This is a genomic window from Pusillimonas sp. ANT_WB101 (assembly GCF_008369125.1).
Taxonomy (GTDB): Bacteria; Pseudomonadota; Gammaproteobacteria; order Burkholderiales; family Burkholderiaceae_B; genus Allopusillimonas.
Genome location: NZ_VOAY01000003.1, coordinates 470,627 through 496,398, shown reverse-complemented (window position 1 = coordinate 496,398; position 25,772 = coordinate 470,627). Strand labels below are relative to the sequence as shown.

Here is a 25,772-nt window from a genome sequence, read left to right as displayed (position 1 = left end):
GGCCAGGAAAGCAAATGCCCGACGTATAGGCGGGCGCGCCGTAGCATGAACGAAAAGCGGCATAACCCGATCTGAGGCCTGATGCTCGCCGATTATGAGGTAATTGTCCAGCATACTTTATACTGGTCTGACCAGTTTTTAAGTTGGGAAGAAAAACCTTACACCTTATAATTTACAGCAATCAAGCATTAAGAGCAGAAAATTAGCGCTATGTGGGTATGGCCGCACAAACTGGTCTGACCAGTAAGCTCAAGGAGAGCACATGCAAATCCATCGTCAGGTGGCCGATGTAGTGGCAGAACGCATAGAGGGCCTGATTACAGATAGTGTTTTCAAACCTGGGCAGGCGCTGCCGTCGGAGCGGCGTCTTACTGAAAAACTGGGCGTGTCCAGGGCAGCATTACGTGAAGGCTTGAAGTTGCTGCGCGCGCGGGGGCTGATCGAAACGTCGCAAGGTAAAGGGTCTTTTGTGGCCAACCTTATGTCACACACTATGCAGACGCCCATGATGCATTTATTGGGATCGCAGCCCCGTACGCTGTATGACTTGCTTGAGGTTCGCGAACTGCTGGAGAGCGAAGCCGCACGCCTGGCCGCCGAGCGTGGCACACCTGCCGATTTTGTGCTGATTGGCCGGCGCTACCAGGAGCTGCGCGCGGCGCATGACACGGAAACCAGCAGGGCCGAGCATGCCAGGCTTGATCATGCATTTCATCTGAGCATATGCGAGGCCTCGCACAACCCCATGCTGGTGCATACCTTGAGTGCGCTCAATGATGTGATGCTCAGTTCGGTTATGACGTCGGTAGATCACCTTTATCATCGCAAGCCACTTAAGCAGCAAATAGACAGGCAGCATGCCAGGCTGTTCAACGCCGTAACCGGTAAGCTTCCCGAGCAGGCGCGCAAGGCTGCCCAACACCATGTGCGCAGCATACGGCACAATCTTCAGGATATTGAGCAGGAAGAACAGCGCGAGATACGCGCCACCCTGCGGCTTGAGGCAGGAGACGGCGGTTGATATTCGTAGTTTGGTGAGCTGATTTGCTATGGTTAACCCTAGCTGCTGTTAACATTTGTTTTCAATTTAGATGATTGTGAATAGAATGTAAATTTTTTGGCAATAAGTTGTGTCTTTGCTCTTTGAGAGACGACAACTTAGCGCATGTCGATCATGTTGTGCATGACAATATTTCATGATGAAGCCACAACGGGCCGATAATGGGTTGCTGGCCGCATTGGCCATTGCTGCGAGCACGTCGGTTTAGGCGGCCAGCATTGCCTTAATTTGAAATGGGTCTCGTCATTAAGATACAAATGATCGAGGCACGAAGCATGGGGTTGGCATCTCCACAACGTCATTCTGTTGCAACTATGGTATTAACCCCAGGTCACATCCGGTTAATTCCCGGGTTACAGTTTTTCGGTAATAGAATCGATACGAATCAGAAGCTATGGTTCACGTCACATTGACCTCGGTTGTGCATGGAGATGCTCATGAAGAAGCCCAGTCAGGTCATTTGCGGTGCACTGGCCATGATGGCCATTGCAGCTGCTACGGCGGCCCAAGCGGGCAATGTCGCCAGGTTTGAAGTAGGTATCGTTGTCAAACATATGTGCGAGGTGAGCAGCGGGCGTTCAGTTACGCCGGCGCGCCATGCTGCACCCGGTGTAAGTTGTACGCACAAACGTAGCTATCGCATTGTGCCGCCCAATTCCCCTTCTACACCCCCGCCCATGAGGGTGACTGTGGACGATACGCGCCTAAAAACACCCGTGTGGACGATAGAGTTTTAGTACGCTATCTTGGCCAGCACTTGCTCATTGCATGAGTGGGCTGCCGCCTGTTTGATCAACCTGCTGCACGGCTGGCGTTGGCGCTTGGTATTTACCGGGCCTTTCTTGGTGCCGGCGCGGCCGGGCATTGCACGTAGGCTTTATTGATACTTTCTTTGGCATTGATGGTGGTTTTGACAATAGCCTGAGCGCCAAACACTGTGTTCACGGGGATGTCGAGATCCCACGTGCGATAACGTCCAGATAGCGCATACCCAAGTAGCCCCTTCTGAATTACATACTTGCGCCCTTTGCCATCTTCAAGCGCCACGTTGCTGATGCGGGCTCGTCGATTACCTTTGTTTTCAATGCGTAGCTGCCAATGTTTTGGCCTGCAAAGCAGTGTCCAGTTCAGGTTTGAGCGATCATCTGGGGTGAGCCCATTGTCAAGGAAGATAGGCACTGAATAACGCATGCGAACCATAACACCGTTAGGGGGCTGGGTATGCAGATCAATGATTTCGTCAATTAGCACCCGGTAACTGGCTTCTTTATGGCGTTTATCCTGGCCCGTCCGGACCAACCGCACAAGCTGAGATTGGCCGGCGGCGATTTGTGTCATGGGGGGGCTGACGATTATGTGTTCTGCAGGCGATAAAACGTCTTCACCGTTTACCTGGTCCCAATTGAACACGCGTAGTTGTCCATGGATAGGGGTTTGGCCGGGGTTGGATAAGGTAAAAATGGTCCCGTTCTGCCCCTGGGCCAGCTCTACAGTGACCGGTGAAATCTGCAGCGTGACGGCACTTGCCGGCACAGTGCCTATGCCAAGCAAAAAAGCCAGAGCCCTGCCGGCAGGGCGAACATGTGTACTGGTCGACTTGAGCATTGAAGATGAAAGGTGGATGGTTGTTACCGGCGACGCGCAGTTGCCGACAGTAAGGGCTATTTGTGGTGCAGAGGGGTAATCGGTGCAGGCCAATTGAATGACGGACTACAACGTTTTTGATGCATGTGAACGAGTATGTGAGCGTTTGAGCGGCCGTCAAATTATAAATATGCCTGGCCTTGTTGCGGCTGGCTTCTTCGCTTTCGTTACTAAAAAGTCCAAAATTACATACGCTGGCGTATGTCGTGAATCGTTACGCAAGATGCCATCATGCCTTGTTTGACAGGTTCATGTAATCTACATACAGGGTTCCGTATAGTGGTGGTATGGTTGCCCGGAGCAGTCGTCAGCTTTCAGAACAAATGGGTTATCGCGGTGGTAGTCTTGGCCTGGCCGCGCAACCGAATCCAGGGGGATACATGAATCAGGAATCCACGCTGAAAGGCGTACGCGTTATTGAAATTTGTAATGTGGCCGCAGGCCCCTTCTGTGGCATGTTGCTTGCCGATATGGGTGCCGATGTTATCAAAATAGAACAACCAGGCACCGGCGATACCTTGCGCAGCTGGTCGCCTATTACCAATGGGTATAGCGAAAATTTCGCGTCTCTCAACCGCAACAAGCGGTCGGTAACCCTCAATCTTAAAATTGAGGAAGAGCGCCAACAGGCCATCGCGTTGGTTGCACAGGCTGATGTGCTGATCGAGAACAATCGCCCTGGTGTCATGGACCGGCTCGGCATGGGCTATGAGGCCATGAGAGAAAAAAACCCGAAGCTGGTGTATTGCTCAATTTCCGCCTATGGACAAAGCGGGCCACGCAGCCAGGAAGGTGGTTTTGATCTTACCCTGCAGGCCATGAGCGGCCTTATGAGTGTTACAGGGGAAACCGGTGGCGCTCCGGTAAAGTGCGGCGTGCCAGTGTGCGATTTTACGGCCGGCCTGTATGGCGCATTCTCCGTTACTGCGGCGCTGCGCCAGGCTGAGGCCAGCGGTGAGGGCGCACATATTGATGTTTCCATGCTGGGTGCCACGTTGGGTATTGCTGCCCTGCAAACGTCTCAATACTTTGGCACCGGCCAAGATCCCGTCAAGCTAGGTTCGGCCCACCCGCGCAATGCGCCTTATCAGGTATTTCGCTGCAAGAGCGGCTACTTTGGTATGGCGGCGGGTAATGACGCATTATGGAAGGCCGTGTGTTCTGTTGTGGGGCGCGAAGATCTCATGCAAGACGGGCGGTTTAATACCACGATAAACCGGGCGACGCATCAGGAAGCGCTGCGTGACATGCTTGAAGATATTTTCATCGCTGATGTTGCCGAAGTCTGGCTGGAGCGGTTTCGTCAAGCGGGTGTGCCCTGCGCTCCGGTCAACACGTATTCTGACGTACTGGCCGATGTACAGGTCGAGCATATGCAGTGGGTTCAGCCATTGGAACTGCCGGGTGGTGGCCAGACTAAAACATTTGTTTCGCCCATCAGGTTTAACGAACGCACTGCTGGCGTTATGCGGCCCCCACCCAGTTTGGGCGAGCATAACGAAGAGATTCTCGGCGCGCTGACGCGTGCTGACGTGGTGGAGTGACAAATAATGGGTGAGTGTCTCAAAACCGACAAGCAAAACAATTGCTGGACGTTTACGCTTTCGCGACCCGAAAAGCGCAATGCACTGTCGGCGGCACTGGTCGAGGCCTTGATTGAACAGGTCGATAAAGCGCATAAGGCTGACATACCACTGCTGGTGTTTCGTGGAGAAGGTAAAAACCTGAGTGCCGGGTTTGACTTTACCGACTATGAAACGCAGAGCGAAGGCGATCTGGTATTGCGCATGGTGCGCATCGAAACCCTGCTGCAGAAGGTGGCGGGCAGCAATGCGCTGACGGTGGGCCTGGCACACGGGCGCAACTTTGGTGCAGGGGTAGACTTGTTTGCTGCCTGCAAACTGCGCTATTGCACACCTGACGCCAGCTTTCGCATGCCAGGGCTTAAATTTGGTCTTGTGCTGGGTACGCGCCGTTTTCGCAATAGTGTGGGGCCGGGCAATGCCTTGTACATACTGGGGTCGGCGCGCAGTTTTGGTGCCGATGAAGCCATGCGTTATGGTTTTGTTGAGCGCGCTGCGGTTGAAAGCGACTGGCCGGCTTTGATCGCGCAGGCGGCGCAGCAGGCCGTTGAACTCGACGCTACGACTCGCGCAAGCCTTTACCGGGCTCTTGATATCAATAACGATGATGCTGATATGGCTGCTCTGGTGCGTTCGGCATCACAACCTGGTTTCAAAGCTCGCATACGTCAATATTTGGGCGGCTAAGTTTGCAGGCGACATGGCTGAGGGCGCGACCGCTCATCATGGAGGCAACCGCAACCGCAACCGCAACCGCAACTGGAACTGCCGCCAGCAGAGCACAGCCACGGCCAACCCGACTGACACAGACACTGACACAGACACCGACATGCCAGGAGGCAATATGGAAAACACGAAACTGCTCGATACCGTTGAAGCCTTGAGTGCGCTGGTCGAGCAAGGCAACCTGAATGAACCTCAGCTACTCGAACAGGCCGTGCCGCTAATTGCCGCACTGGTTGCTAAAGACGATTGGCTGCCGGCAGATATGGCGCTTCCACACCCCCAGTACTACCAGCAGCAACTGTTGTACGGAGATCCGCAAGATCGGTTTTCGCTGGTCAGCTTTGTATGGGGGCCGGGGCAAACAACGCCAATACATGACCATACGGTCTGGGGCGTTATTGGTATGTTGCGTGGCGCTGAGGTCAATGAGCCTTTTCGCCTGACTGGGCAAGGCATTGAGCCTGACGGTGCACAGCACATATTGCAGCCGGGTGAGGTCGCCTGTGTGTCGCCTTCAATAGGCGATATTCATCGGGTCAGCAATGCTTATGATGACCAGGTGTCGATCAGCATCCATTTGTATGGCGGCAATATCGGCCGTATACAACGCAGTGTGTACGACGCGGACACGGGGGCGCAGAAAGCGTTTGTGTCCGGCTACTCAAACGCCATGGTGCCCAATTTGTGGGCCAGCCAAGTCTGACCGATCACCCCGAAGCAGTCTGCGAAATGGGTGGGCGCTGCTCTATTGCAGCCCCACCCCTGTTAGGGTCGTCCAGGCCTTACTTCGCCTTGGCCAGCAAGCCGCACTCGCTTTTCTCTACTGAGCGGAAAGCATCTTCGGCAGGAATCGTTCCCACGATGTTGTAGTAATCCCATGGGTATTTGGACTCTTCCGGCGTTTTTACCTGTGCCAGATACAGATCATGCATCATGCGACCGTCTGCACGGATGTAGCCATCTTTGGTGAACATGTCGTGTATGCGCGTGTCGCCCATTTTCTTGCGCACTGTCGCTGTATCTTTGGTGCCGGTTTCTTGTACCGCCTTCAGGTAATGCATAACGCCTGAGTACACACCCGCCTGCGCCATGGTTGGCATGCGCTGAGTGCGTTCGAAAAATCGCTTGGACCACTCGCGTGACTCATCATTCTGGTCCCAGTAAAACCCGGTGGTCAGATATAGGCCTTGCGCTGCGTCCAGCCCGATGGCGTGCACGTCTGAGATATAGATAAGCAGTGCGGCAAGGTTTTGCCCTGCTTTGGCCACGCCAAATTCTTTGGCTTGCTTGATGGCCGTGATCAGGTCGCCGCCCGCATGAGCCAGGCCGATAATCTGGGCTTTTGAAGCGATGGCCGAGAAAATTTGAGAAGACAAATCAGAGGTGCTGAGCGGGTGCCGCGCCGACCCCACAATGGTGCCGCCAGCAGACGTTACGGCGTCAACCGCATCACGCTCCAGCGCTTCGCCAAAGGCATAGTCGACCGTTAGCATGAACCATGTTTTTCCGCCTTGCTTGACGACGGCGCGGCCTGTGCCGTTTGCGGTGGCGAACGTGTCATAGACCCAGGCGATGGTGTTGGGCGTGCAGCTTTTTCCCGTAAGGTCTGATGACCCTGCGCCGGTAATCAGTAGCAGCTTGTCTTTGTCTGTAGTGAGGCGTTGTGCTGCAAGTGCAACCGAAGAAGTCGTCAGCTCTGCAATAACGTCGACGCCCTGGTTGTCGATCCAGTCACGCGCCAAGCTCATGCCTACGTCGGTTTTGTTCTGGTGGTCGCCCGATACGACGTCTGCCTGCACGTCGGGGTATTGGGCGGCGAAATCCTCGACAGCCATTTGTGCGGCGACGGCCGAGCCTTTTCCGGAAATATCAGAGTACGTGCCCGACATGTCAGTGAGAATGCCAATACGTGGTTTCAAGGGGGTATTGGCGTGTACAGAAAACGCGGACAAGGCCAACGAGCAACCCAATAGCAAGGTGCCAAGACGGGACATACATGTCTCCAGAAATTTTAGTTGTGGGATAAATGCAGAGAGCCCGAAATGGCCGGGCTCAAGTTTGATCGTATCATCGACGATAAGGCAGTGTACCTCGGGTTATCCCCACTAAACCCGCGTCCTTATTGGCTTTGCGCAATAAGCTTATTCAGTGCGTGCAGGTCCAGGTCTTCGACCAGACGCTCCACCTCCAAAGCAAACTGTGCGTGCTCAGGTAAGTCAGTACGCAGTGTTTGTGCCCAATCCTCAATGTCGGTCAGGGCCCCTTCTTCGACAAGGCGGGACAGCTCGGCCAGCCGGGCTTGGGGCGGTGCTGCATCGTGCTGCGCGCCCGCTGTGGCACGCGTGTGTTGACTGTGAGGTGATTGCGGGGTTACGTGTGACGGTGTGCTTTCATGGTTGGTGCTTTCATCCGTGAGTAGCACGTCTTTTGAAGATGGCTTGAGCAACGTGTTGTCGGGGTCTAGTAGTCTGGAGAGTTCGCCGGCCAGTATGCTGAAGTCAATGGGCTTGGGCAGGAACGCGTCGAAACCCGGTGTCAGCGCCTGATCGGATGACGATCGCGCTGTGATGTGTGCCGAGAGCAACAGTACCGGCACATCAGGCCAGTGCAGGCGCACGGCGGCCAGTACGGCGTCGCCGCCTGCACCGGGCATGGAATAGTCTGTCAGCACCGCGCTGGGGGGCGCCTCGGCTGTTGTCTGCATTGTCTTAATAAATGCCGCCCCATCGGGTGACTGGAGCACGACAAAGCCGTGGCGATTTAACCAATCGGCCAGAAACTCACGCACCTCGGGTATATCTTCGACCAGCCACAGTCTGCGTCCGTTACCCTTGATGTCGACCGGAGGCAAACCCAAGGTCTCGGACGGCTGGACGTCACGCTCTTGCCCAATAGGGAAAGACAGCTCGATGGTGACTTCGGTGCCGTGGTTTGGTTGGCTATTTACATGGAGCGTGCCACCCATGTGCTGTACCCACGTCGATGCTAAGCGCAAGCCCAGACCCAGGCCTGGCGAGCCTTGGCTACTGCGGCCTCTGAAGAACGGTAGGAAGAGTTTGGCTTGCTCATCTGAATCTATGCCGCAACCCGTATCACCGACCATGAAATGCATACTGACCTGATCGGGATTGGCGCCAAGCTGGCATCGTATGTGGAGCACAATTTGGCCATCGTGGGTAAATTTGGCAGAATTGTCGAGCAAGCTTAAAAGTATGCGCCGTAATCGTTTGCCGTCCACAATAATGACTGCAGGCAAGGCATTTTCTACCTTCAGCACAAACTGGTTGGCATTGGTCTCTGCCAAGGCTCTGGCCTGCTGTGCAATCAAGTCAATGAGCCAGCCTGTGTAAACAGGCTGTGGATCAATACGGTCTTTGCCGGCATCATGGGTATAGTCGATAAGATCATCAATTACGTTAAGCATGTGATCAGTCGTGCGATGAATTACAGCCAGTCTGCTCGCTTCGCTCCCTGTCACGATTCTGGCCTGCAGCATCTCTGTGTAGCCCATAATGGTTGCCATCGGTGAGCGTAAGTCGTGGCCAACATGCCTTAAAAATTCGGTCTTGGCTTTAGTGGCTTCTTGGGCGGCCAGCATGCTGTGCTCAAGCTCGGTTGTGCGTTGCCTGACCAGCGTTTCAAGCTGCACGCGCTGATCGCGCTCCAGAGATTTTGCCCGGTGCTCCATCTGTCGCTCGCGCTCTCGCTGACGCTGTGCCACATGACCAATGATGAGCAGCAATATTGCCACCTGGCTGTAAACATTGGCCAGATAAATGGGCTTTTCGTAATCTACAAGCCAGTTTGTAGCAAATGCCACGACGCGAATGGCCTGTGATGCCCATGCCAGGCCCAGCAGCACTACCATGAGACGGCTGCTGGAGTGAGGTATGCGGTGACGCGCCGACCACAGCATGATAGGCAATACGGCCAATAATGCCAACAGCGCAATGGTCAGAATGCGCCTGACCCAAAGTGTGTCTATAAAAAAGAACAGTGCCGAGCATGTCACTGAGATGACGAGGATGCCAGCCAGTACGCGACGCCAGAAATCTCTTTTATCTAAGCCCAGGATGACAGCGGATATCAGAACCAGAAATAAACTATTCCAGAACGCCAGTGTCGCAACCAGTGCCGACAGCGACTTGCCGGGCAGCCAGGCCGACAGCACCGGTATCCCGTACCCAAGGTTGAGCGTAACGGAGGCTATTGCAATCGCCAGCCACGTAGCCAACAGTACATATAGCCGTTGTCGGGAGAGCAGTAATAAAAAAATTGATGCTAGTGCTATGCCGGCTATTACGCTGTGCAGCATGCGTGTTTGCTGCAGGGCGCTCAGATAACTGGATGGCGACCATGATTCAACCGCGATGGTGCGCCAACCGCCGCTTTGAACACGCAGCACCATCTGAACTTGCTGGCCTGGCTCAAGCTCAATGGGAAACACCGATTCCATTGTCGGCAAAGTCAAGGGGCGTGCTGAGCCTGGTTGCTTCAGCCCGGCATGCATGTGTGACTGTACCTGGCCCGTTAAAGGGTCAAGCAAAAACATTTGCACATCGGCAAGCCGCCAGTACCCCACGCTAATCCATCGCGTAATTGGCTCGGGGCTATTGTTGCTGACTGTCTCTGTGAGCCAGGTCGTGGAAGCGCGCAGCACGGACGATACATTGCCGGGTGAGGCCGGCTGCCAACCGTGAGCGTTTGCCAGATCGGCAACGCTCAAGGCCCTGCCCGGCTGCTCTTTAAGTATTTGCATGCCACCGATAAGCGGCTGGCCAGCATCAAAAGGAGCAAGGTCTATGGCCTGGGCGCGAGCGGGGTTGAATGCTCCAATAAGCACCAATGCGAGCAGGAAACCTGCGAACAACCAATATTTGATTTGAGCCACGCAATAACCGCTTTATCTACTGTATTGTCCAAATTTGCCTGGCATACAAAAATACACCAACGTATCGGGTGATGATTTATCTGCTCATTTAAGACTCTGCAATATAGCCTGTATGCGATTGTTCCGCAGGCAAAGCAGGTCTCTTGGTCCTGCTTTTTCTGAGAAAGCTGCACAAAACAACCACTTGCCCTTCAAGATTCTCTTTGATATTCTTTGCTCAGTGGTGAAACAAAATACGCACTTGTGAAAACAAAGTGCGATTAATTTAAAAAATATAAGCACAGGCAGAGCGAGAGCAGCATGATGGGCGCAGCTCCATGCTCGACGTAAACGCAGTCGCGTGCCGCAACGTGCTCAGGAGACAAAACGTGGTTGAGTTCGACATAGTCGCCAAGGCAATGCAGTCGCGTCGAAGCGTCAGAGGCTTTTTGCCCAAACCCGTGGACATCGACACGATCAACAAAATTTTGTCTGTAGCTTCTTACGCGCCCAGTGGCAGCAATATTCAGCCATGGCAAGTGCATGTTGTGATGGGCAAGCGGCGGGACGAACTATCCAACCTGTTGCTTGGGGCTTTTAACAAGCAAGAGCCCTCTACCCGCGAGTATGAGTATTACCCGGTGCGGTGGCGCACGCCTTATATTGAGCGGCGTCGCGAGTCAGGCTGGGGTCTTTATCAGACACTGGGAATAAAAAAAGGCGACAGGCAGGCCTCATCAGAACAGCATGGCATGAATTTCAAGTTTTTTGGCGCGCCAGTTGTTTTGATTTTTACTATAGACAGTGATCTCGAGAAGGGCAGTTGGCTCGACTACGGTATGTTCCTGCAAAACATTATGGTGGCAGCGCGAGGTTGTGGCTTGCACACCTGCCCGCAGGCTGCTGTGGCAAATTACCCTCAGGTTATCAAGCGCTATCTGGGTATAGGCGAAGAACAGGTCGTGGTATGTGCAATCTCGCTGGGTTATGAAGACCCCGATTGCGCGGCAAACCAGTTCAGGGCGTCGCGTGTAGCGGTTGATGATTTTGCCAAGTTTTACGTGTGATTTAAGGCTTCGTCTTGAAACTTTTCGACGACGTGACGCGTAACGCATGTCGCCATGCCACTTGAGGAATAGTCCATGCGTTCTTATCTTTTTGTTCCTGCTGATAGCCCGCGTAAACTGGAAAAGTCGCTGATCAGCGGGGCAGATGCCCTGATTTTCGATCTGGAAGACGCAGTGTCTCAGGCAAGAAAGCCTGAAGGGCGTAGAGAATTGCGCCGCTTCTTGTCTGAGGCAGGTAATACCGGTCGTGCAACCCCCAAGCTGTTTGTGCGCGTTAATGCGCTCGATACTGGCATGACGCTCTCTGATCTGGCAGCAGTCATGCCTTACAGCCCTGACGGCATCGTGCTGCCCAAGTGCCGTGGCGCTCAGGATTTGCGGCTGCTGTCATCGTATTTGGATGTCTTCGAGCATATATATCCGTCGCCTCAGCCTGCGCCCACCTCTATTATCGCCATAGTGACTGAAACGGCTGATTCACTGGCTGGTCTGAATGAATACCGCGGGTCTTCATCTCGACTGGCTGGAATGATGTGGGGTGCAGAAGACCTCTCCGGTGACATCGGTGCGCTTGCCAATACTGATGAAGCGAGCCCCTCGGGCTGGACGGATCCCTTTACGCTGGTCCGATCCTTGTGTTTGTTTGCCGCCGCGGCGGCGGGTGTTCAGGCCATCGATACCGTACCCACTGAAATCAACAACCCCGAGCGGCTGCTGTTGCAGACACAGCGCGCGTACCGGGACGGGTTCACAGCCAAAGCCGCCATTCATCCGGGGCAAGTACCGGTTATTAACCAGGGGATGACGCCTGACGTTGAACGGCAAGAATGGGCCCGTAGTGTTGTGGCGGCGTTTGAACAGAACACGGAAGTGGGTGTGGCAACACTGGATGGAAAAATGCTGGACCTTCCGCATCTGAAGTTGGCCAGACGAATTCTGGCGGCCTCAGGCCCGGTGTCTCAGGCATGACACTGACTGGCTCATGTGCACATAGCGGTTTGTTGTGGCAAGAGCGGGCAGGTTTGGCCTGAATACCCAGACGTGCGTGCGCAGGCACATACGTGTAACGATGGCGCTTAAAAAAAGAGAGTAGACATGAGTGGACCGCTGGAAGGCGTACGTATCATTGATATGACAACGGTGTTGATGGGGCCTTACGCATCGCAAATGCTGGGCGATATGGGCGCTGACGTCATTAAGGTAGAGTCGCCTCAAGGTGACCTGGTGCGTGATCTGGGGCCTATGCGCCACAAGCATATGGGGGCGCTGTTTTTGCATGTTAATCGCAGCAAGCGCGCCATCATGCTGGACGTCAAACAGCCTGAAGGGCGCGAAGCCCTATTGCGGCTTGTTGCCGATGCCGATGTCCTGCTCTACAACATACGGCCGCAGTCCATGGATAGGCTGGGCCTCTCATACGAAACCGTGGCCGCAGTAAACCCGCGCATTCTGTACGTGGGCACATTCGGGTTTGGCCAGGAAGGCCCTTACGCTGCCAAGCCCGCGTTTGACGACCTGATACAGGGCGCAATAGGCCTGCCCTCGCTGATTCAACAGGCAGGATCTGACGTGCCTCGCTATGTTCCCGCAAACATCGTGGACCGAACCATGGGCGTGTTTGCGGTCTCGTCGCTGTGTGCTGCGCTGTATCACAGGGAAAAAACCGGCCGGGGGCAGCGCATCGATATTCCTATGTTTGAAACCATGGTCAGTCACTTATTGGGAGATCATATTGGTGGTGCTACCTATGATCCTCCATTAGGTGCACCGGGCTATGCGCGCCTTCTGGCGCCAGAGCGGCGCCCTTACAAAACCAGTGATGGTTATGTCTGTGCCGTCATTTACAACAACAAGCAGTGGGCATCGTTTTACAAGGCAATAGGCCGCGAGGGGGAAATCGACAATGACCCGCGGTTTAAAGACCTGGATACTCGCAATAGCCACATTGATGAATTGCAGAGAATGGTTTCCGAGATATTTCTCGAGCGCACGACCAAAGAGTGGTTGGAGCTGCTTGAAAAGGTTGATGTGCCATGCATGCCTCTGCATACGCTCACTTCGATTTTTGACGACCCGCATCTTAAAGCCGTTGACCTGTTCCAGTGGGAAGATCACCCCACCGAAGGGCGTATACGTCGTGTAGGTGTGCCAACGAAATGGTCAGACTCTCAGCCCGAACCCCGCAGTTCCGCCCCTGAATTTGGTCAGCACAGCATAGAGGTATTGCGCGAGGCGGGATACAGCCTCGAGGAAATTGATGCGTTGATACAAAAAGGGGTTACCTGCGGCGTGGCTAACGATACTGCGAAGCACGCGTCATGAAAGCCCCCAACGCATGGAGGCCGCTTGCCGGCGTGAAGGTGGCAGATTTTTCGGTGTTGCTGCCCGGCCCGCTGACTACCGTCGTGTTGGCCGATTTGGGCGCTGACGTCGTAAAGATCGAGCCACCAGGCGGCGACGCAGCCCGAGCGATTCTTCCTGAACTTTTTGAATCGGTAAACCGCAACAAGCGCAGCGTGGTGCTTGATCTGAAAAGTGAAGCAGGCCGCAGCGAGGTTGAAGGCATCGCACGCTGGGCTGATGTGGTGATCGAAACGTTTCGTCCGGGCGTAGCTGATCGCATTGGCATAGGCTTTGATGCGCTGTCTGCCATAAACCCACGGCTGGTGTATTGCTCGTTATCGGGTTATGGGCAAGATGGGCCATGGCGGGACAAGCCGGGACACGACTTGAACTACCTTGCCGCAGCCGGTGCGCTTGCCTTCCCGGGCTCCTGGGGCGGGAAGCCGGCGCGATCGAGTGTGCCCATTGCAGATATTGTTGCCGGAGGGTTGGCGGCCAGTGCGATTTTGGCGGCCTTGCGCGAGTGCGAGCAGAAAAATCAGCCTGTTCATCTTGACCTCAGCCTTTTCGAGTCAGCCTTCTTCTGCACCGCAATGCGGCATGGGCTGGACGATGACACAGACCCGTCAGCCCACTTGTTTCCCGGTAATGATGTGTATGAAACCGCCGATGGAGGCATGCTATCTCTGGGGTTGGTAGAGGATCAGTTCTGGGCGGCCTTTTGTCGCGTGGTGGCGGTTGATGCGCCTGATCTGGCGGATGCTCGATTCGCCGCCGCTGCCGACAGGCACAGGCAGGGCGACGAACTCACAACAATTCTAAGAAAACTGATGTTGAGCCATAGCGTGGATGAGTGGTGTACGCGGCTGCAAGGCAGTGACGTGCCATTTGAAGTGTGTGTGACGCCGGCACAGGCAGCACGCTCCGATCATGTGCAAAGCCGTGGGCGTGTCGCAGAGTATTCGGGTCGACGTTATGTGCCCTTTCCCGTTACGGTCGATGGCGACAAAAGACCAGCGGTTGAGCACTGTGCGCCGGCATTGGGATCAGATACTCAACGTTTTCTGGAATCGCTGCAGTCATTCAAATAGCTGAGGTTCACCTTGTTCATTCCGTCAAGGAGTCGCTGTGCCGAGTAAGGGTGGGCCCAAGATTATTCAACCCGAAGAGCTTGGCCATTACATCAGGCCGGGTGACCATATTGTGTGGAGCCAGGGGACGGCAGAACCTCTAACGCTGACGGAATCATTTGTTCAGCAACGATCTGCCTTTACAGGTTCTACGGTGTTTGTCGGCATTACGCACTCAACCACGTTAAGGCCAGCTCACACCGATCATCTGTCTTTCTCAAGTTATTGCGGGCTGGCGCAAAACCGGCGGCTGGTTGACGCTAACGTACTTAACATAATCCCGGCTCACTGCTCACAACTACCGGCATTCTTTAGCCACGGTGTAATTGCGTGCGATGTGGTTTTTCTTCATTTGAGCGGGCCGGGGCCCGACGGAAAGTCGAGCCTGGGTATTGGTCATGACTATCTGCTGGCAGCGGCACAGAGCGCCCGCGTTGTCATCGCCGAAATGAACGACCAAATGCCCTGGACATACGGCAGCAGCGACCTCGATGGTGTGCGTATTGACGCCGTGGTGCACAGCTCGCGTGAACTACTGGAAGTTGCGCCAGGCACCATTACCGATACAGAGCGTCGCATTGCTCATTATGCGACGGAGTTTATTGGCGATGGTGCGGTGCTTGAAATGGGTATCGGTGGCATCCCTGATGCCATTCTGGCTTCCTTGGGCGACAGGCGTGACTTGGGTATTCATTCGGGCATGATTGGTGACAGTGTGGTGGGCTTGATTGAGGCAGGGGCCGTAACCAATGCCTTGAAATCAATCGATGCCGGCGTTACGGTTGCGGGCGTTTTGCTCGGCTCTCAACGCTTGTACGACTTCGCCCGACAGAACCGAGGTATTCAGGTACGTCCGGCCAACTACACGCACAACCATAATGTGCTCGCGAGCATAGATGGCTTTACCGCGATCAACTCTGCCATAGAGGTAGACCTTACCGGCCAAGTCAATGCAGAGTGTTTAGCGGGGCGCTATGTGGGCGCCGTCGGAGGGCAGGTCGACTTTGTGCGTGGTGCCCTGGCAGCAAAAAATGGGCGCTCCATGATTGCTTTGCCCTCAACGGCAAAACAGGGAGCCACAAGCCGGATTGTGCCGACGCTTGGTGGGGCGGTCACGACCTTGCGCACTGACGCCGATGTCTTTGTGACGGAGTGGGGGGCTGCTCAGCTTAAGGGGCAATCGCTGAACGAGCGGGTGCGGCGAATGATCGCCATCGCGCACCCAGCTCATCGCGAAGCGTTAGCACAGCAAGCCAGCCATTTAAGGCAGTGAGCGCAGGGGCGCGTAGGCAGCCACGTGTGTGTTAGTCGCCTGATTCGACTAGGGTTTGTCCGTAATTCACGTAACTTTTGTTGACATGAAATTCCGTTAGGGCAAACTATATTTATGTATGAGAAAACTATGAGCCACGATGAATGTTAAAACCGCGGGCCGCACCCTTGATGTTTTTGAGGTGTTTGCGAGTAAACAGAAGCCTCTCAACCTGTCTGAGCTGGCTCACGAGCTAGATATACCCGTGTCCAGTTGCTTTGCCTTGGTGCGTACGCTGGAAAGTCGTGGCTATTTGTACATGATGGCCACTCGCAAGGATATTTACCCGACCCGACGCATTCTTGATGTCGCCAACACAATTGCCGCCAGTGATGTGGTGCTTGAAAGGGTCGGGCCCGTTTTAACTGAGTTGCGCGACGTAACAGGTGAAACGGCAGTGATCAGTAAGCGCCAGGGCGACCAAATTGTTTACCTGGATGTCTGTAACTCAGAAAAAAGTATTCGTTATTACAGCACCGCTGGCGAATTCAAAATGATGCACAGCAGTTCGGTTGGCAAAGCCTTTCTTGGTGCTTTGACCGATACAGAACTGGACAAAACACTGAGCCGTCTTAAGCTCACAGGCCTGACACCGCATACCCTCACGACCCGCAAGGCATTAAAGACCGACTTGCGATTGTCGCGTGAGCGGGGGTGGTACACGAATATCAGTGAAAGCGTTGTTGATCTGGTCGGGGTCGCCGTCACCGCAGAGGTAGGCAACGATCGCTATGGTATTTCAATTGTGGGCCCCGAGTACCGCATTATTCCCACGCTGGATTTTTATGCGAAAGCCCTGCTGCACGCCAGGCAACGTATCGAAGAGATGGATGAGCCGCATTGAAAAATGTGCGGCCTTGCACGGCTACAGAAGCGACTAATAATAAATTGATAAAGGAGGAGACCCGATGAGCCTGCTGGAAAGATTCAGCCGTGTGTTGACTGTCTGCGAACGTTTTATGAATGGCGTTGCCGTCATCATGATGTTCCTGATCATGATAATCGTCGTCATGGACGTTATGCTGCGCTACTTTTTTAACTCGCCGTTAGCGTGGTCATACGAGCTGATTTCCTTGTACCTGATGGTAGGGCTTTTCTTCTTCACGCTTTCTGATGCGCTCAGGGAGAACGTTCACGTCAGCGTGGATCTTCTTCATAAATACATGCCGCTGCGTCTACGTCATGCCGCAGACATGCTGGGCTATGGGTGTGCAAGCCTCGTCTTTGCCGCCATTGTCTACGTATCGGTTCAGCGCACCTATGTAAGCTTTATTGATCACGACGTCATTGCCGGAAGCATCCCCTGGCCGACCTGGCTTTCCAATATCGCCGTGCCAATTGGCGCTGGGCTCATGCTGTTGCGCATGTTGCATCGTTTCGTAGGGCACACCCTTTCTTTAATCGCCGATCGATCGGTCATCGAATTGCCGCCGGTTTCAGGTTCTGAAGGGGCTAACTGATGCTGGTTACTTTTGTTTTGTTATTTCTGGTCGTGTTGCTTGCCAGCGGTACGCCAGTGGGCCTGGCCATGGCGGTTGCGGGTGCGGCAGGTTTATATGGCATGGGCGGGTTGCCTATGGTCTTGGGTATTCTTGAGACCAGTCCGTTTTCTGCAGCCAGCTCGTACGAACTGATCACTGTTCCCATGTTTTTGTTGATGGCTGAGTTCGTTATTTTGAGTGGCGTGGCTGATAACCTGTTCAAAGCGGCGGCAACCTGCGTCGGCCGTATACCGGGTGGGCTGGGTATGGCCACTGCACTAGCCGGTGCAGGGTTTGGCGCTATTTCCGGTTCTAGCACGGCGTCAGCAGCAACGCTGTCGGCTACCACCATCCCCGCCATGCTCAAGCAGGGCTACGAGCCCAAGCTTGCCTGCGGTGTTGTGGCTATCTCGGGCACGCTGGCCATGCTGATTCCTCCCAGCATTGCATTGATTCTGTACGGCATTATTGCTGATGTCAGCATAGGGCAACTACTGGTCGGCGGCGTGATCCCGGGGATCCTGGTCACCTTGGCAATTATGGGCACGGTTTATTTTCTGGTGATGCAAGACCGGTCGCGTGCACCGCGCGGGCGCTCATACACGCTACGTGAAAAGCTATCTTCGCTAAAGGTAGTGTGGGCGATGCTGTTTCTGTTCTTTGCCGTTACGGGGTTGATTTACACCGGTGTGGCAACGCCAACTGAAGCGTCGGGGCTGGGTGCATTTGGTGCGTTTTTATTGGCCTGCAATGCACGCAAGGTAACGCTGAAAACAACCTATGCGTCGTTGACACGCGCTGCGCATACAAGCTGCATGATCGTGCTGATTATTCTGGGCGCCCACATATTTGGGTATTTCTTTACGCTTACTCAAAGCACGCAAGATCTGGTGCGTTGGGTGGGTGATCTGGACACCTCGCGTTGGGTGATTATGGCATTCATCCTGTTGGGGTACGTGATACTGGGGTGCGTCATGGATCAGATCGCAATACTGATTCTGACCGTGCCAGTGGTGCTGCCTCTTGTGGTGTCTATGGGCTTTGATCCGGTGTGGTTTGGTGTGGTGGTTGTTGTGACGGCGGAGGTCGGAATGGTAACCCCGCCGGTGGGTTTGAACGCCTTTGTGGTGGCGCGTTACACGGGGCGACCTTTGTCAGAAATATTCATGGGCGTCATGCCCCATGTTTTCGCGCATATTCTCGTCATCGCATTGTTTGTTGCATTTCCCCAGATTGTTTTGTGGTTGCCTTCAACCATGAGATAGGCCTGGCTGGTCGGTCTGCCCACTCCGCCAGGGGTAGGCAGAATTCGTTGGATTAAATGAGGAGACAAAAAATGAAACACGTAAAAAAACATGCACTCTTGGCCGTCTCTATGGCGGCCCTATTGGGTGTATCGCAGTCAGGCAGCGCCGCTGATGCCGTGAAGCTGAGGGTGGCAGACTCTTTCCCTGCAGGGCATTACATACCTAAGGCATTGACCAAGCCATTTATGGATGAAGTCGCCAAGCGCACCAACAATGCCGTCAAGTTTGAATACTATCCGGCCGAACAACTCGGTAAGGCTAAGGATATGTTGTCGTTAACGCAGTCAGGGGTTACCGATATCGCCTATGTGGCCCCATCGTTTGTCAGTGACAAAATGCCTTTAGCGGCGGTGGCAGAGCTGCCAGGCAATTTCAGCGAGTCATGTCAGGGTACGGCAGCATATTGGGAGTTGGTGAAAAAGGGCGGAATTCTCGATGAAAAAGAGTTCAAGCCGCTGGGCGTTCGCGTGCTGTTTACCTTGGTGTTGCCGCCGTACCAGGTTTTTCTTGGAAAGAGTGAATTCAAAGATCTGAAAAGCCTGGAAGGTTTGAAGATTCGTACCAGCGGCGGAGCCAAGGATATCGCGGCGCGCAAGCTGAAGGCGGTACCCGTTCAAATGGCTACCCCCGAGGTGCGCGAGGCATTATCCCGCGGCACCATCGATGGCATGCTTTTCCCCTATTCAAGCATCATCTCTTACGACCTGCAGGGTTTGGTAAAGCACTCTACCGTGGGTGAAAACTTTGGAAGCTTTGTCGTCAACTACGTAATCAGCGACAAGAGCTGGAACAGCCTGTCGCCCGAGGTGCAGAACGCATTGATGGAGGTCGGCCACGAGATGACCGAGAAGGGCTGCAAGGTCTCTGAAGAGCGGGAAAAAGAAGACATGAAGACGATAGAAAAAGCAGGCGATACGCTTGTGACGCTGTCGGCTGATGACAAGAAAGAGGTTCACGACCTGATGAGTTCCGTGGGTCAAGAGTGGGCAGCGGCGCTGGACAAGCGTGGTAAAGCAGGAACAGAAGTGCTCGACGCATACAAAGGGGCGCTTAAATGAAAGTAAAGCACCTGGCGCGAGTGGTTCCGCTGGCTTTGATTGCACTGGGCGAAGGCGTTCGACGAGCGCGGCAAGCCTGGCACCGAAGTGCTTAAAAGCTTTGAGGCTGCCTTGGCAAACAAGTAAGTAAAGACCGCTAGCACGCTTGCCTTGGCCGTGGGCAAGCGTGTGTTAGTGCGCCCTGGCGCGAAGACGGTTGCGTTATCAATCACAAATTACCTGGAAACGAACACCATGGATTTTTCCCTCAGTTCCGAGCAAGAGACCATACGCGACGCGATTGCAAAAATATGCGAACGCTTTGATGACCAATACTGGCTCGAGAAAGACACACACGGCGGCTTTCCGTATGACTTTCATCAGGCATTGGCGAAGGATGGCTGGCTGGGAATCTGCATTCCTGAAGAATATGGTGGGTCAGGCCTGGGTATTACCGAAGCGGCAATTATGATGCAAACCATTAGCCGATCGGGGGCGGGGCTGAGCGGTGCATCGGCAGTACACATGAATATTTTTGGCTTGAACCCGGTTGTGCAGTTTGGCACTGAAGAGCAAAAGCAACGCATGTTGCCACCCCTGGTTCAGGGCATTGAGAAAGCGTGCTTTGCTGTCACAGAGCCCAACACCGGGCTCAATACAACACAACTGAAAGTCAAAGCCGAACGCCAGGGGGATCATTACGTGTTGAGCGGCGCCAAAGTGTGGATATCTACCGCTCAAGTTGCCGAGAAAATGCTGATTCTGGCGCGAACTACGCCTTTGGAAGAAGTCACAAAACACACTGAAGGCCTTAGCCTCTTCTACACCACCCTCGATCGGGATTTTGTCAGGGTTCAGGAAATCGACAAAATGGGGCGCAAATGTGTGGACTCCAACGAGCTCTTTATTGACGGTCTCAAGGTGCCTGTTGAGGATCGTATTGGTGAAGAAGGCAAAGGGTTTACCTACATTCTGCACGGCATGAACGCTGAGCGTATTTTGATTGCCGCTGAAGCTGTTGGCCTGGGTCACGCTGCCATAGCGCGTGCAACAAACTATGCCAATGAGCGAGTTGTTTTTGGACGCCCTATTGGCAAGAATCAGGCCATTCAACACCCTCTTGCGGCAAGCTGGATGGCGCTTGAAGCGGCAAACTTGATGATGTTTAACGCCGCTTCACTTTATGACAAAGGGCTGCCGGCGGGCGCTCAGGCGAATGCGGCCAAATACCTGGCAGGCGAGGCGGGCTTCAAGGCCTGCGAAACAGCGGTGATGACGCATGGTGGTTTCGGCTATGCCAAGGAGTATCACGTAGAGCGCTATCTGCGCGAAATACTGATTCCACGCATCGCCCCGATCAGCCCACAACTTATTCTGTGTTACATCGCCGAACGTGTGCTTGGCCTGCCCAAATCGTATTGATGATGACCTTTGGCGGTAGGTGAAGCATAAGAGCTGGTTCAAGGAGAATGAAATGTCTGGGCTGTACTACGAACAATTTGAAGTGGGGCATGTGTTTACACACGCCATTACGCGCACGGTTACCGAAATGGACAACACGCTGTTCTCGACGTTGACCATGAACCCGCAACCTTTACATCTGGATGCCGAGTTTGCTGCCAAAACAGAATTTGGACAACGTCTGGTCAACAGCCTGTTTACGCTGGGTTTGGTCATTGGCCTCACCGTCAGCGACACCACCTTGGGTACTACGATTGCTAATCTGGGTATGTCAGACGTTCGGTTTCCCCATCCTGTATTTCATGGCGACACCATTAGGGTCGAGACGAAAGTGATATCGACGCGTGCAAGCAAATCGCGCAACGACGCAGGCATTATCGAGTTCGAGCACAAGGGCATAAATCAACGTGGTGAAATCGTTTGTCTGTGTATTCGCACGGCGTTCATGAAGCGGCTTCCCGTCAATCCTTAAAGAACACGATGACGCTCACCGCGGCAAACACCGACCACAAACGTTCAAATGCGCGCATGGCGGGGCTGGCACTGTTGCTTGGCTTCGTTTTCAATGCCATTGGTCGTGGGGTAGGCGACACCTATATTGTCTTTATTCTTCCGCTCTCTGCTGAGTTCGGATGGAATCGATCTGAAATATCCAGCGTGTACTCTGTTTACATGCTGGCCACGGGCTTGTCCGCACCGTTTGTGGGGATGCTGTTTGATCGATTCGGGCCACGTGTTGTTTACTCATGCGGCTTGGGCTGTTTAGGGCTGGCTTACGTGACGGCAGGCAGTCTTAACCACCTTTGGCAGTTTTACCTTTGCGTAGGCGTTGCGGGCGGCCTGGGCGTAGCGTCTTTGGGCATGGTTCCTGCGGCCAGCCTGGTTAGCCGCTGGTTTCGTGGCAACACAGGAACAGCCTTGGGCGTCGCCTATGCCGGGCTGGGTTGCGGCACGCTATTAATCGTTCCGCTGGCGCAGTACATGAGCGTATCGGTTGGGTGGCGAGATGCGTACCATGTTCTTGGTGGTGTGTTGTTGGTGCTTTTGCCGTTTATTGTGCTGATTCCGTGGAAGGCATTATGGGCCGGGCCTGGCGTCGGGGGGCACACTGCCGACTTCTCGCAGGCGCGCAAACACGAAGCCGCCTCAGCCAAAGGTACGTTGCGTGCGGCCATCAGAACGCCGGCCTTCTGGTCATTGGCGCAAGTGTTTGGTTTTACCGGGCTGGCCATGTACACCATTTTGGTTCAGACCATCGCCTTTCTTGTTGAAACCGGCATGGCACCGTTACAGGCGGCCAGTGCATACGGGGTGGCCGGGATGCTGTCGGTTGGCGGCGTGATGGCATCAGGGGCTTTGGCTGATCGCATAGGGTATCGACGTACCGTAGCGGGCAGCTTTGTGTTCACCCTGATTGGGATTGCGTCATTGCTAGGGTTGTCGCATAACCCCTCGCCCTGGTTGCTCGTTACGTTTATTGGATTTTTTGGTATCGCGCAAGGCGCTCGTGGCCCCGTGGTATCGGGCCTGTGCGCGAAAATTTTTCCCGGCGCCGGGTTGGCAACTATTTATGGCGTGATCTATGCGTGCATGTCGATGGGCGCAGCCACGGGGTCGTTGGTTTCTGGGGTTTTGCACGACGTTACCGGTGGCTATCGGGCGGGTTTTATGTTTTCCATGGTGTGCGTTGTGATCGCGATTGCTCCGTTCTGGACATCATCTTCGCTGAAGCAGGCGGCGCTGGCCATGCGTCGGTAGTTGGCACGTCTCAGCAGATTGCAATTACGCATACGCTGATTGGGCAACGGCAACGGCAACGGCAACGGCAACGGCAACGGCAACAGCAACAGCAACAGCAACAGCAACAGCAACAGCGGCTAACGTTTCGACCCGCACCGTTCACCGCATTGGTTTGACTTTACTTTGACACTGTATAAAAGGCATAACTGCATGACACAAGACATCACCACAATTGGGTACGGCTTTTATTGGGATGATTTAAAGCTGGGTTTTAAGTTCAAGACCATTGGGCGCACAATTACCCAGGCTGATCTGGTTAACTTCGTGAACATCAGCTGGCTGAACGAAGAACTGTTTGCAAACGCGCACGCACGTGAGGGCATGGCCATACGGGGGCGACCGGTACCGGCTGCCCTGGTGTATGCATATGCTGAGGGCTTGCTTACACCCAGTATGCAGCATACCGGTCTGGCATTTCTTAATGCTGAAATCGATGTAAAAGGGCCTACACTGGTTGACGACACCATTCATGTTGAGTGTGAGGTCATTGAACTGCGCAAAGCCTCCAGTGGTCATCGTGGTCATGCCAGAACACTGAACAAGATCATTAACCAACATGGCGAAACCGTCATCGAGTACAACCCCTTGCGCATGATGAAGTTGCGCCCAGAGGCTGTCTGAGCGTTTGCGTATTTGCCCACAACCAGGAGAACCGAGCATGACTGCCTATGCCATTTTTGATGTTGATGTGACCGACGCCGAGCAGTACAACGAATACAAAAAACTGGTGCCGCCTTCGATCGCTGCATACGGCGGAAAGTTTGTAGTGCGCGGGGGCGAGCCAGAAGTGCTGGAGGGAGAGTGGTCGCCGCGCCGTATTGTGATGCTGGAGTTTCCGTCCGTTGAAATAGCCCGGCAGTGGCTTGACTCCCCTGAGTATGCTCAGGCCCGTGCGCTCAGACACATTGCCGCATCGACAAATGCCATTGTGGTTCAAGGGGTTTAGTGTCATGACCCTATCGCGTCAGAAAACCTAATAAACTGGCGGTTTTCTGATACGTGTTCATGATGACACCCTTTGAGGCGCTTGCCTGTCCGCTGGATGGCAATGCATTGCATTGCGACGGTAAAACGTGGCGATGCAATGCGGGCCACAGCTTTGATATTGCCAGCCAGGGCTACACCCATCTGCTGCCTGTTCAAAACAAGCGCTCGCGCGATCCGGGTGACAGCAAAGAAATGGTCGCCGCTCGCAGGCGGTTTCTAAATACCGGTGGCTACCACGCGGTAGCCATTTCAACCGCCGCTGCTGCGTTGGAAGGCCTGCCACTCGATGCCGCCACCTCGCTTCTGGACGCAGGGTGCGGCGAGGGCTATTACCTGCGCCAACTCGCAAGCCAGTTAAACCCGCGTCAGCGCCTTGCTGTCGTTGGGCTTGATATCTCCAAATGGGCTGTTCTGGCGGCAGCCAAGCAATGCACACACGTTCGCTGGGTGGTGGGTAGCAATGCCAACCTGCCCATACTCGACGCCTCCATTGATCGCGTGCTGTGCGTGTTCGGCTTTCCTGTTTACCCGGAGTTTTCAAGAGTGCTAAAACCAGGTGGTGTTCTGGTGCAGGTAGATGCGGGGCCCGATCATCTGCGAGAGTTGCGTGAAATCATTTACCCCACGCTCAAGCCGGCTCGCAGCGCAGAAGCGTCTGCACCCCAAGGGTTTTCGTTACAGGCGGTCGACACCATTCAGTATCCGCTCACCATTACGGGTAACGAACAGATTACTGACCTGCTTGCCATGACGCCGCACCTACACCGCGCCAGCGCCGAAGGCCGTAAGGCAGCGCTGGCATTGACCTCGTTGACGGTGACGGTAGATGTGAGGGTGGTGCGGTGGCGTCGCGACAACAATCACGCCACTTAGCCGTAGGCCAAGGATGCCGGGATCAATGCCTTCTTGCTGCCTATCAAACGCGTGATTTCAAACCCTCGGTTTTACGTATTCTGCTCATCAGAACCTTTTAGCGCTTTGTTAATCATGAGCTTGGCACGGCTAACAGGTGGTGTCAGACCTTTCTCGCGTATGGCATTGTCGATGGCAACCAGCATGGCGTCTTTGCAATTTATGCTGTCAGAAAACCGTGGCACCCAGTATTTGATGGTGTAGGTGACACCCTCGACGGCATAAGCGGTAGCGCGTACCAGAGGCTTTTGCCAAGAGCCGAGTTCGTCTTTGGGGGTTGTAGACATGGCGGCATCAAACAGCAACTGCTTGCCTTCTGCAATAGAAATATCATGCCCCAGTATGATTTCTAGATCAGCCTGAAAATGCTTGCGGGGCGCACTGTAGTTGGTGAGCATCTGGCGCGAGATCTGGCTGTTGGGCAAAATCATGTAGGTATCGTTAGGCGTCAAAATACGCGTGGTGCGCCACCCAATTTCGGTCACACGCCCCTGAGTTGTTGAGTCAAACTCAACCCAGTCGCCAATGCGAAAGGGTGCTTCAACGCCAATGGCAATTCCCGACAGCACGTCTGCCAGCACGTTGCGAATGGCAAAACCCAAAATTGCAATAATCAGCCCTGAACTCGCCAGCACGCCACCGGCCGATTGCCCCAAGAAAAGCCCTATGGTTGCGACCGTAGCAATTGTGAACAGGGTGGCCGAAATCATTTCGCGCAATAGCTTGGGTGTTCGGCGTTTTTGCTTGTTCTTGGGCGCCAGGGCCAGCGCAGCGATGCGCGCCAGCAGCCACGCAAATGAATAGAACGCGATGATCGTGCTAAAGCGGGCAATGGCTTCGGGGTTGGAGCGGGGCAGATAGTGCTCGAACAGATATGAATGGAATGCGTACGCCAGCACCGAGGCGATGCAGAGCAATGCCGGCCACAGCAACCATACGATTCGTGCACCTAATACCACGTCAACCCTCCTGTTTTCACGGATAGTACCGTCTTTTCAGGAAAGCTTCAGATATCGCACAGCTACTTCAGTCGCCGATGCGGATGATAGAGG

The 25,772-nt window shown here is 54.3% G+C and carries 24 protein-coding genes; 20 read left to right on the top strand and 4 right to left on the bottom strand.

From position 1 onward, the window contains the following. Nucleotides 1–262 precede the first annotated feature (262 nt). Entirely contained in the window at nucleotides 263–1,021 is a 759-nt protein-coding gene (glcC, locus tag FQ179_RS15020) for a transcriptional regulator GlcC (RefSeq protein WP_149398113.1), read from the top strand. Between the two features lie 476 nt (nucleotides 1,022–1,497). Continuing rightward, the gene (locus FQ179_RS15015; RefSeq protein WP_149398112.1) at nucleotides 1,498–1,797 is read left to right on the top strand and encodes a hypothetical protein; all 300 of its coding nucleotides are present in this window, start codon (nucleotides 1,498–1,500) and stop codon (nucleotides 1,795–1,797) included. A gap of 91 nt (nucleotides 1,798–1,888) precedes the next feature. Here the strand turns inward: FQ179_RS15015 and FQ179_RS15010 are convergent, their stop codons facing one another. Further along, nucleotides 1,889–2,665, bottom strand: a complete 777-nt coding sequence (locus tag FQ179_RS15010; RefSeq protein WP_149398111.1) for a molecular chaperone — start codon at nucleotides 2,663–2,665, stop codon at nucleotides 1,889–1,891. A 419-nt stretch (nucleotides 2,666–3,084) separates the two neighbouring features. Here FQ179_RS15010 and FQ179_RS15005 point away from each other — a divergent pair, with 419 nt between their 5' ends. The 3 genes from FQ179_RS15005 to FQ179_RS14995 all read left to right on the top strand — a co-directional run bounded on the left by FQ179_RS15005 (nucleotide 3,085) and on the right by FQ179_RS14995 (nucleotide 5,716). Next, entirely contained in the window at nucleotides 3,085–4,248 is a 1,164-nt protein-coding gene (locus FQ179_RS15005) for a CaiB/BaiF CoA-transferase family protein (protein WP_149398110.1), read from the top strand. 6 nt (nucleotides 4,249–4,254) lie between these two features. After that, entirely contained in the window at nucleotides 4,255–4,974 is a 720-nt protein-coding gene (locus FQ179_RS15000; protein WP_149398109.1) for an enoyl-CoA hydratase/isomerase family protein, read from the top strand. 157 nt (nucleotides 4,975–5,131) lie between these two features. Further along, nucleotides 5,132–5,716 (top strand): cysteine dioxygenase, encoded by a 585-nt coding sequence (locus tag FQ179_RS14995; protein ID WP_149398361.1) that lies wholly within the window; start codon nucleotides 5,132–5,134, stop codon nucleotides 5,714–5,716. 79 nt (nucleotides 5,717–5,795) lie between these two features. Here FQ179_RS14995 and FQ179_RS14990 read toward each other — a convergent pair whose 3' ends face one another. Together FQ179_RS14990 and FQ179_RS14985 are read right to left on the bottom strand one after the other, a co-directional pair. Further along, nucleotides 5,796–7,007 carry an ABC transporter substrate-binding protein gene (locus FQ179_RS14990; protein WP_149398108.1) on the bottom strand — a complete coding sequence of 404 codons (1,212 nt, stop codon included), beginning with the start codon at nucleotides 7,005–7,007 and terminating at the stop codon, nucleotides 5,796–5,798. A gap of 125 nt (nucleotides 7,008–7,132) precedes the next feature. Beyond that, entirely contained in the window at nucleotides 7,133–9,904 is a 2,772-nt protein-coding gene (locus tag FQ179_RS14985; protein ID WP_149398107.1) for an ATP-binding protein, read from the bottom strand. Nucleotides 9,905–10,272: 368 nt separating this feature from the next. Here FQ179_RS14985 and FQ179_RS14980 point away from each other — a divergent pair, with 368 nt between their 5' ends. The 15 genes from FQ179_RS14980 to FQ179_RS14910 all read left to right on the top strand — a co-directional run bounded on the left by FQ179_RS14980 (nucleotide 10,273) and on the right by FQ179_RS14910 (nucleotide 24,681). Continuing rightward, entirely contained in the window at nucleotides 10,273–10,950 is a 678-nt protein-coding gene (locus tag FQ179_RS14980) for a nitroreductase (protein WP_255475009.1), read from the top strand. A 75-nt stretch (nucleotides 10,951–11,025) separates the two neighbouring features. Beyond that, nucleotides 11,026–11,919 (top strand): CoA ester lyase, encoded by an 894-nt coding sequence (locus FQ179_RS14975; RefSeq protein ID WP_149398105.1) that lies wholly within the window; start codon nucleotides 11,026–11,028, stop codon nucleotides 11,917–11,919. Nucleotides 11,920–12,045: 126 nt separating this feature from the next. Beyond that, a complete protein-coding gene (locus FQ179_RS14970) occupies nucleotides 12,046–13,272 on the top strand; it encodes a CaiB/BaiF CoA-transferase family protein (protein ID WP_149398104.1) in 1,227 nt (408 codons plus the stop codon). Next, nucleotides 13,269–14,384 carry a CaiB/BaiF CoA-transferase family protein gene (locus tag FQ179_RS14965; protein WP_149398103.1) on the top strand — a complete coding sequence of 372 codons (1,116 nt, stop codon included), beginning with the start codon at nucleotides 13,269–13,271 and terminating at the stop codon, nucleotides 14,382–14,384. Before FQ179_RS14970 ends, FQ179_RS14965 begins: the two co-directional genes overlap by 4 nt. A 37-nt stretch (nucleotides 14,385–14,421) precedes the next feature. Next, on the top strand, nucleotides 14,422–15,696 hold the full coding sequence (locus FQ179_RS14960) for an acetyl-CoA hydrolase/transferase family protein (protein ID WP_255475008.1): 1,275 nt from the start codon (nucleotides 14,422–14,424) through the stop codon (nucleotides 15,694–15,696). Nucleotides 15,697–15,835: 139 nt separating this feature from the next. Further along, nucleotides 15,836–16,579, top strand: a complete 744-nt coding sequence (locus FQ179_RS14955) for an IclR family transcriptional regulator (RefSeq protein ID WP_149398102.1) — start codon at nucleotides 15,836–15,838, stop codon at nucleotides 16,577–16,579. A gap of 64 nt (nucleotides 16,580–16,643) precedes the next feature. After that, nucleotides 16,644–17,195: a TRAP transporter small permease gene (locus FQ179_RS14950; RefSeq protein WP_149398101.1), complete on the top strand. Its 552-nt coding sequence runs from the start codon at nucleotides 16,644–16,646 to the stop codon at nucleotides 17,193–17,195. Then, nucleotides 17,195–18,481, top strand: coding sequence for a TRAP transporter large permease (locus FQ179_RS14945; protein ID WP_149398100.1), 1,287 nt, complete (start codon nucleotides 17,195–17,197; stop codon nucleotides 18,479–18,481). The genes FQ179_RS14950 and FQ179_RS14945 overlap by 1 nt, the downstream gene beginning before the upstream one ends. Nucleotides 18,482–18,552: 71 nt before the next feature. After that, a complete protein-coding gene (gene dctP, locus FQ179_RS14940; protein ID WP_149398099.1) occupies nucleotides 18,553–19,581 on the top strand; it encodes a TRAP transporter substrate-binding protein DctP in 1,029 nt (342 codons plus the stop codon). Between the two features lie 234 nt (nucleotides 19,582–19,815). After that, nucleotides 19,816–20,982, top strand: a complete 1,167-nt coding sequence (locus FQ179_RS14935) for an acyl-CoA dehydrogenase family protein (protein ID WP_149398098.1) — start codon at nucleotides 19,816–19,818, stop codon at nucleotides 20,980–20,982. A gap of 52 nt (nucleotides 20,983–21,034) precedes the next feature. After that, on the top strand, nucleotides 21,035–21,493 hold the full coding sequence (locus tag FQ179_RS14930) for a MaoC family dehydratase (RefSeq protein ID WP_149398097.1): 459 nt from the start codon (nucleotides 21,035–21,037) through the stop codon (nucleotides 21,491–21,493). Nucleotides 21,494–21,501: 8 nt separating this feature from the next. Then, nucleotides 21,502–22,779, top strand: coding sequence for an MFS transporter (locus tag FQ179_RS14925; RefSeq protein ID WP_149398096.1), 1,278 nt, complete (start codon nucleotides 21,502–21,504; stop codon nucleotides 22,777–22,779). Nucleotides 22,780–22,971: 192 nt separating this feature from the next. Beyond that, a complete protein-coding gene (locus tag FQ179_RS14920) occupies nucleotides 22,972–23,442 on the top strand; it encodes an acyl dehydratase (protein ID WP_149398095.1) in 471 nt (156 codons plus the stop codon). 37 nt (nucleotides 23,443–23,479) lie between these two features. After that, nucleotides 23,480–23,767 carry a DUF1330 domain-containing protein gene (locus FQ179_RS14915; protein ID WP_149398094.1) on the top strand — a complete coding sequence of 96 codons (288 nt, stop codon included), beginning with the start codon at nucleotides 23,480–23,482 and terminating at the stop codon, nucleotides 23,765–23,767. A gap of 59 nt (nucleotides 23,768–23,826) precedes the next feature. Further along, nucleotides 23,827–24,681 (top strand): putative RNA methyltransferase, encoded by an 855-nt coding sequence (locus FQ179_RS14910; RefSeq protein WP_149398093.1) that lies wholly within the window; start codon nucleotides 23,827–23,829, stop codon nucleotides 24,679–24,681. A gap of 71 nt (nucleotides 24,682–24,752) precedes the next feature. Here FQ179_RS14910 and FQ179_RS14905 read toward each other — a convergent pair whose 3' ends face one another. After that, entirely contained in the window at nucleotides 24,753–25,679 is a 927-nt protein-coding gene (locus FQ179_RS14905; RefSeq protein ID WP_255475007.1) for a mechanosensitive ion channel family protein, read from the bottom strand. Nucleotides 25,680–25,772 lie beyond the last annotated feature (93 nt).

Coding starts and splice junctions, on each gene's coding strand:
- glcC (WP_149398113.1), top strand. CDS start 263: ATGCAAATCCATCGTCAGGTGGCCGATGTAGTGGCAGAACGCATAGAG.
- FQ179_RS15015 (WP_149398112.1), top strand. CDS start 1,498: ATGAAGAAGCCCAGTCAGGTCATTTGCGGTGCACTGGCCATGATGGCC.
- FQ179_RS15010 (WP_149398111.1), bottom strand. CDS start 2,665: ATGCTCAAGTCGACCAGTACACATGTTCGCCCTGCCGGCAGGGCTCTG.
- FQ179_RS15005 (WP_149398110.1), top strand. CDS start 3,085: ATGAATCAGGAATCCACGCTGAAAGGCGTACGCGTTATTGAAATTTGT.
- FQ179_RS15000 (WP_149398109.1), top strand. CDS start 4,255: ATGGGTGAGTGTCTCAAAACCGACAAGCAAAACAATTGCTGGACGTTT.
- FQ179_RS14995 (WP_149398361.1), top strand. CDS start 5,132: ATGGAAAACACGAAACTGCTCGATACCGTTGAAGCCTTGAGTGCGCTG.
- FQ179_RS14990 (WP_149398108.1), bottom strand. CDS start 7,007: ATGTCCCGTCTTGGCACCTTGCTATTGGGTTGCTCGTTGGCCTTGTCC.
- FQ179_RS14975 (WP_149398105.1), top strand. CDS start 11,026: ATGCGTTCTTATCTTTTTGTTCCTGCTGATAGCCCGCGTAAACTGGAA.
- FQ179_RS14970 (WP_149398104.1), top strand. CDS start 12,046: ATGAGTGGACCGCTGGAAGGCGTACGTATCATTGATATGACAACGGTG.
- FQ179_RS14965 (WP_149398103.1), top strand. CDS start 13,269: ATGAAAGCCCCCAACGCATGGAGGCCGCTTGCCGGCGTGAAGGTGGCA.
- FQ179_RS14955 (WP_149398102.1), top strand. CDS start 15,836: ATGAATGTTAAAACCGCGGGCCGCACCCTTGATGTTTTTGAGGTGTTT.
- FQ179_RS14950 (WP_149398101.1), top strand. CDS start 16,644: ATGAGCCTGCTGGAAAGATTCAGCCGTGTGTTGACTGTCTGCGAACGT.
- FQ179_RS14945 (WP_149398100.1), top strand. CDS start 17,195: ATGCTGGTTACTTTTGTTTTGTTATTTCTGGTCGTGTTGCTTGCCAGC.
- dctP (WP_149398099.1), top strand. CDS start 18,553: ATGAAACACGTAAAAAAACATGCACTCTTGGCCGTCTCTATGGCGGCC.
- FQ179_RS14935 (WP_149398098.1), top strand. CDS start 19,816: ATGGATTTTTCCCTCAGTTCCGAGCAAGAGACCATACGCGACGCGATT.
- FQ179_RS14930 (WP_149398097.1), top strand. CDS start 21,035: ATGTCTGGGCTGTACTACGAACAATTTGAAGTGGGGCATGTGTTTACA.
- FQ179_RS14925 (WP_149398096.1), top strand. CDS start 21,502: ATGACGCTCACCGCGGCAAACACCGACCACAAACGTTCAAATGCGCGC.
- FQ179_RS14920 (WP_149398095.1), top strand. CDS start 22,972: ATGACACAAGACATCACCACAATTGGGTACGGCTTTTATTGGGATGAT.
- FQ179_RS14915 (WP_149398094.1), top strand. CDS start 23,480: ATGACTGCCTATGCCATTTTTGATGTTGATGTGACCGACGCCGAGCAG.
- FQ179_RS14910 (WP_149398093.1), top strand. CDS start 23,827: ATGATGACACCCTTTGAGGCGCTTGCCTGTCCGCTGGATGGCAATGCA.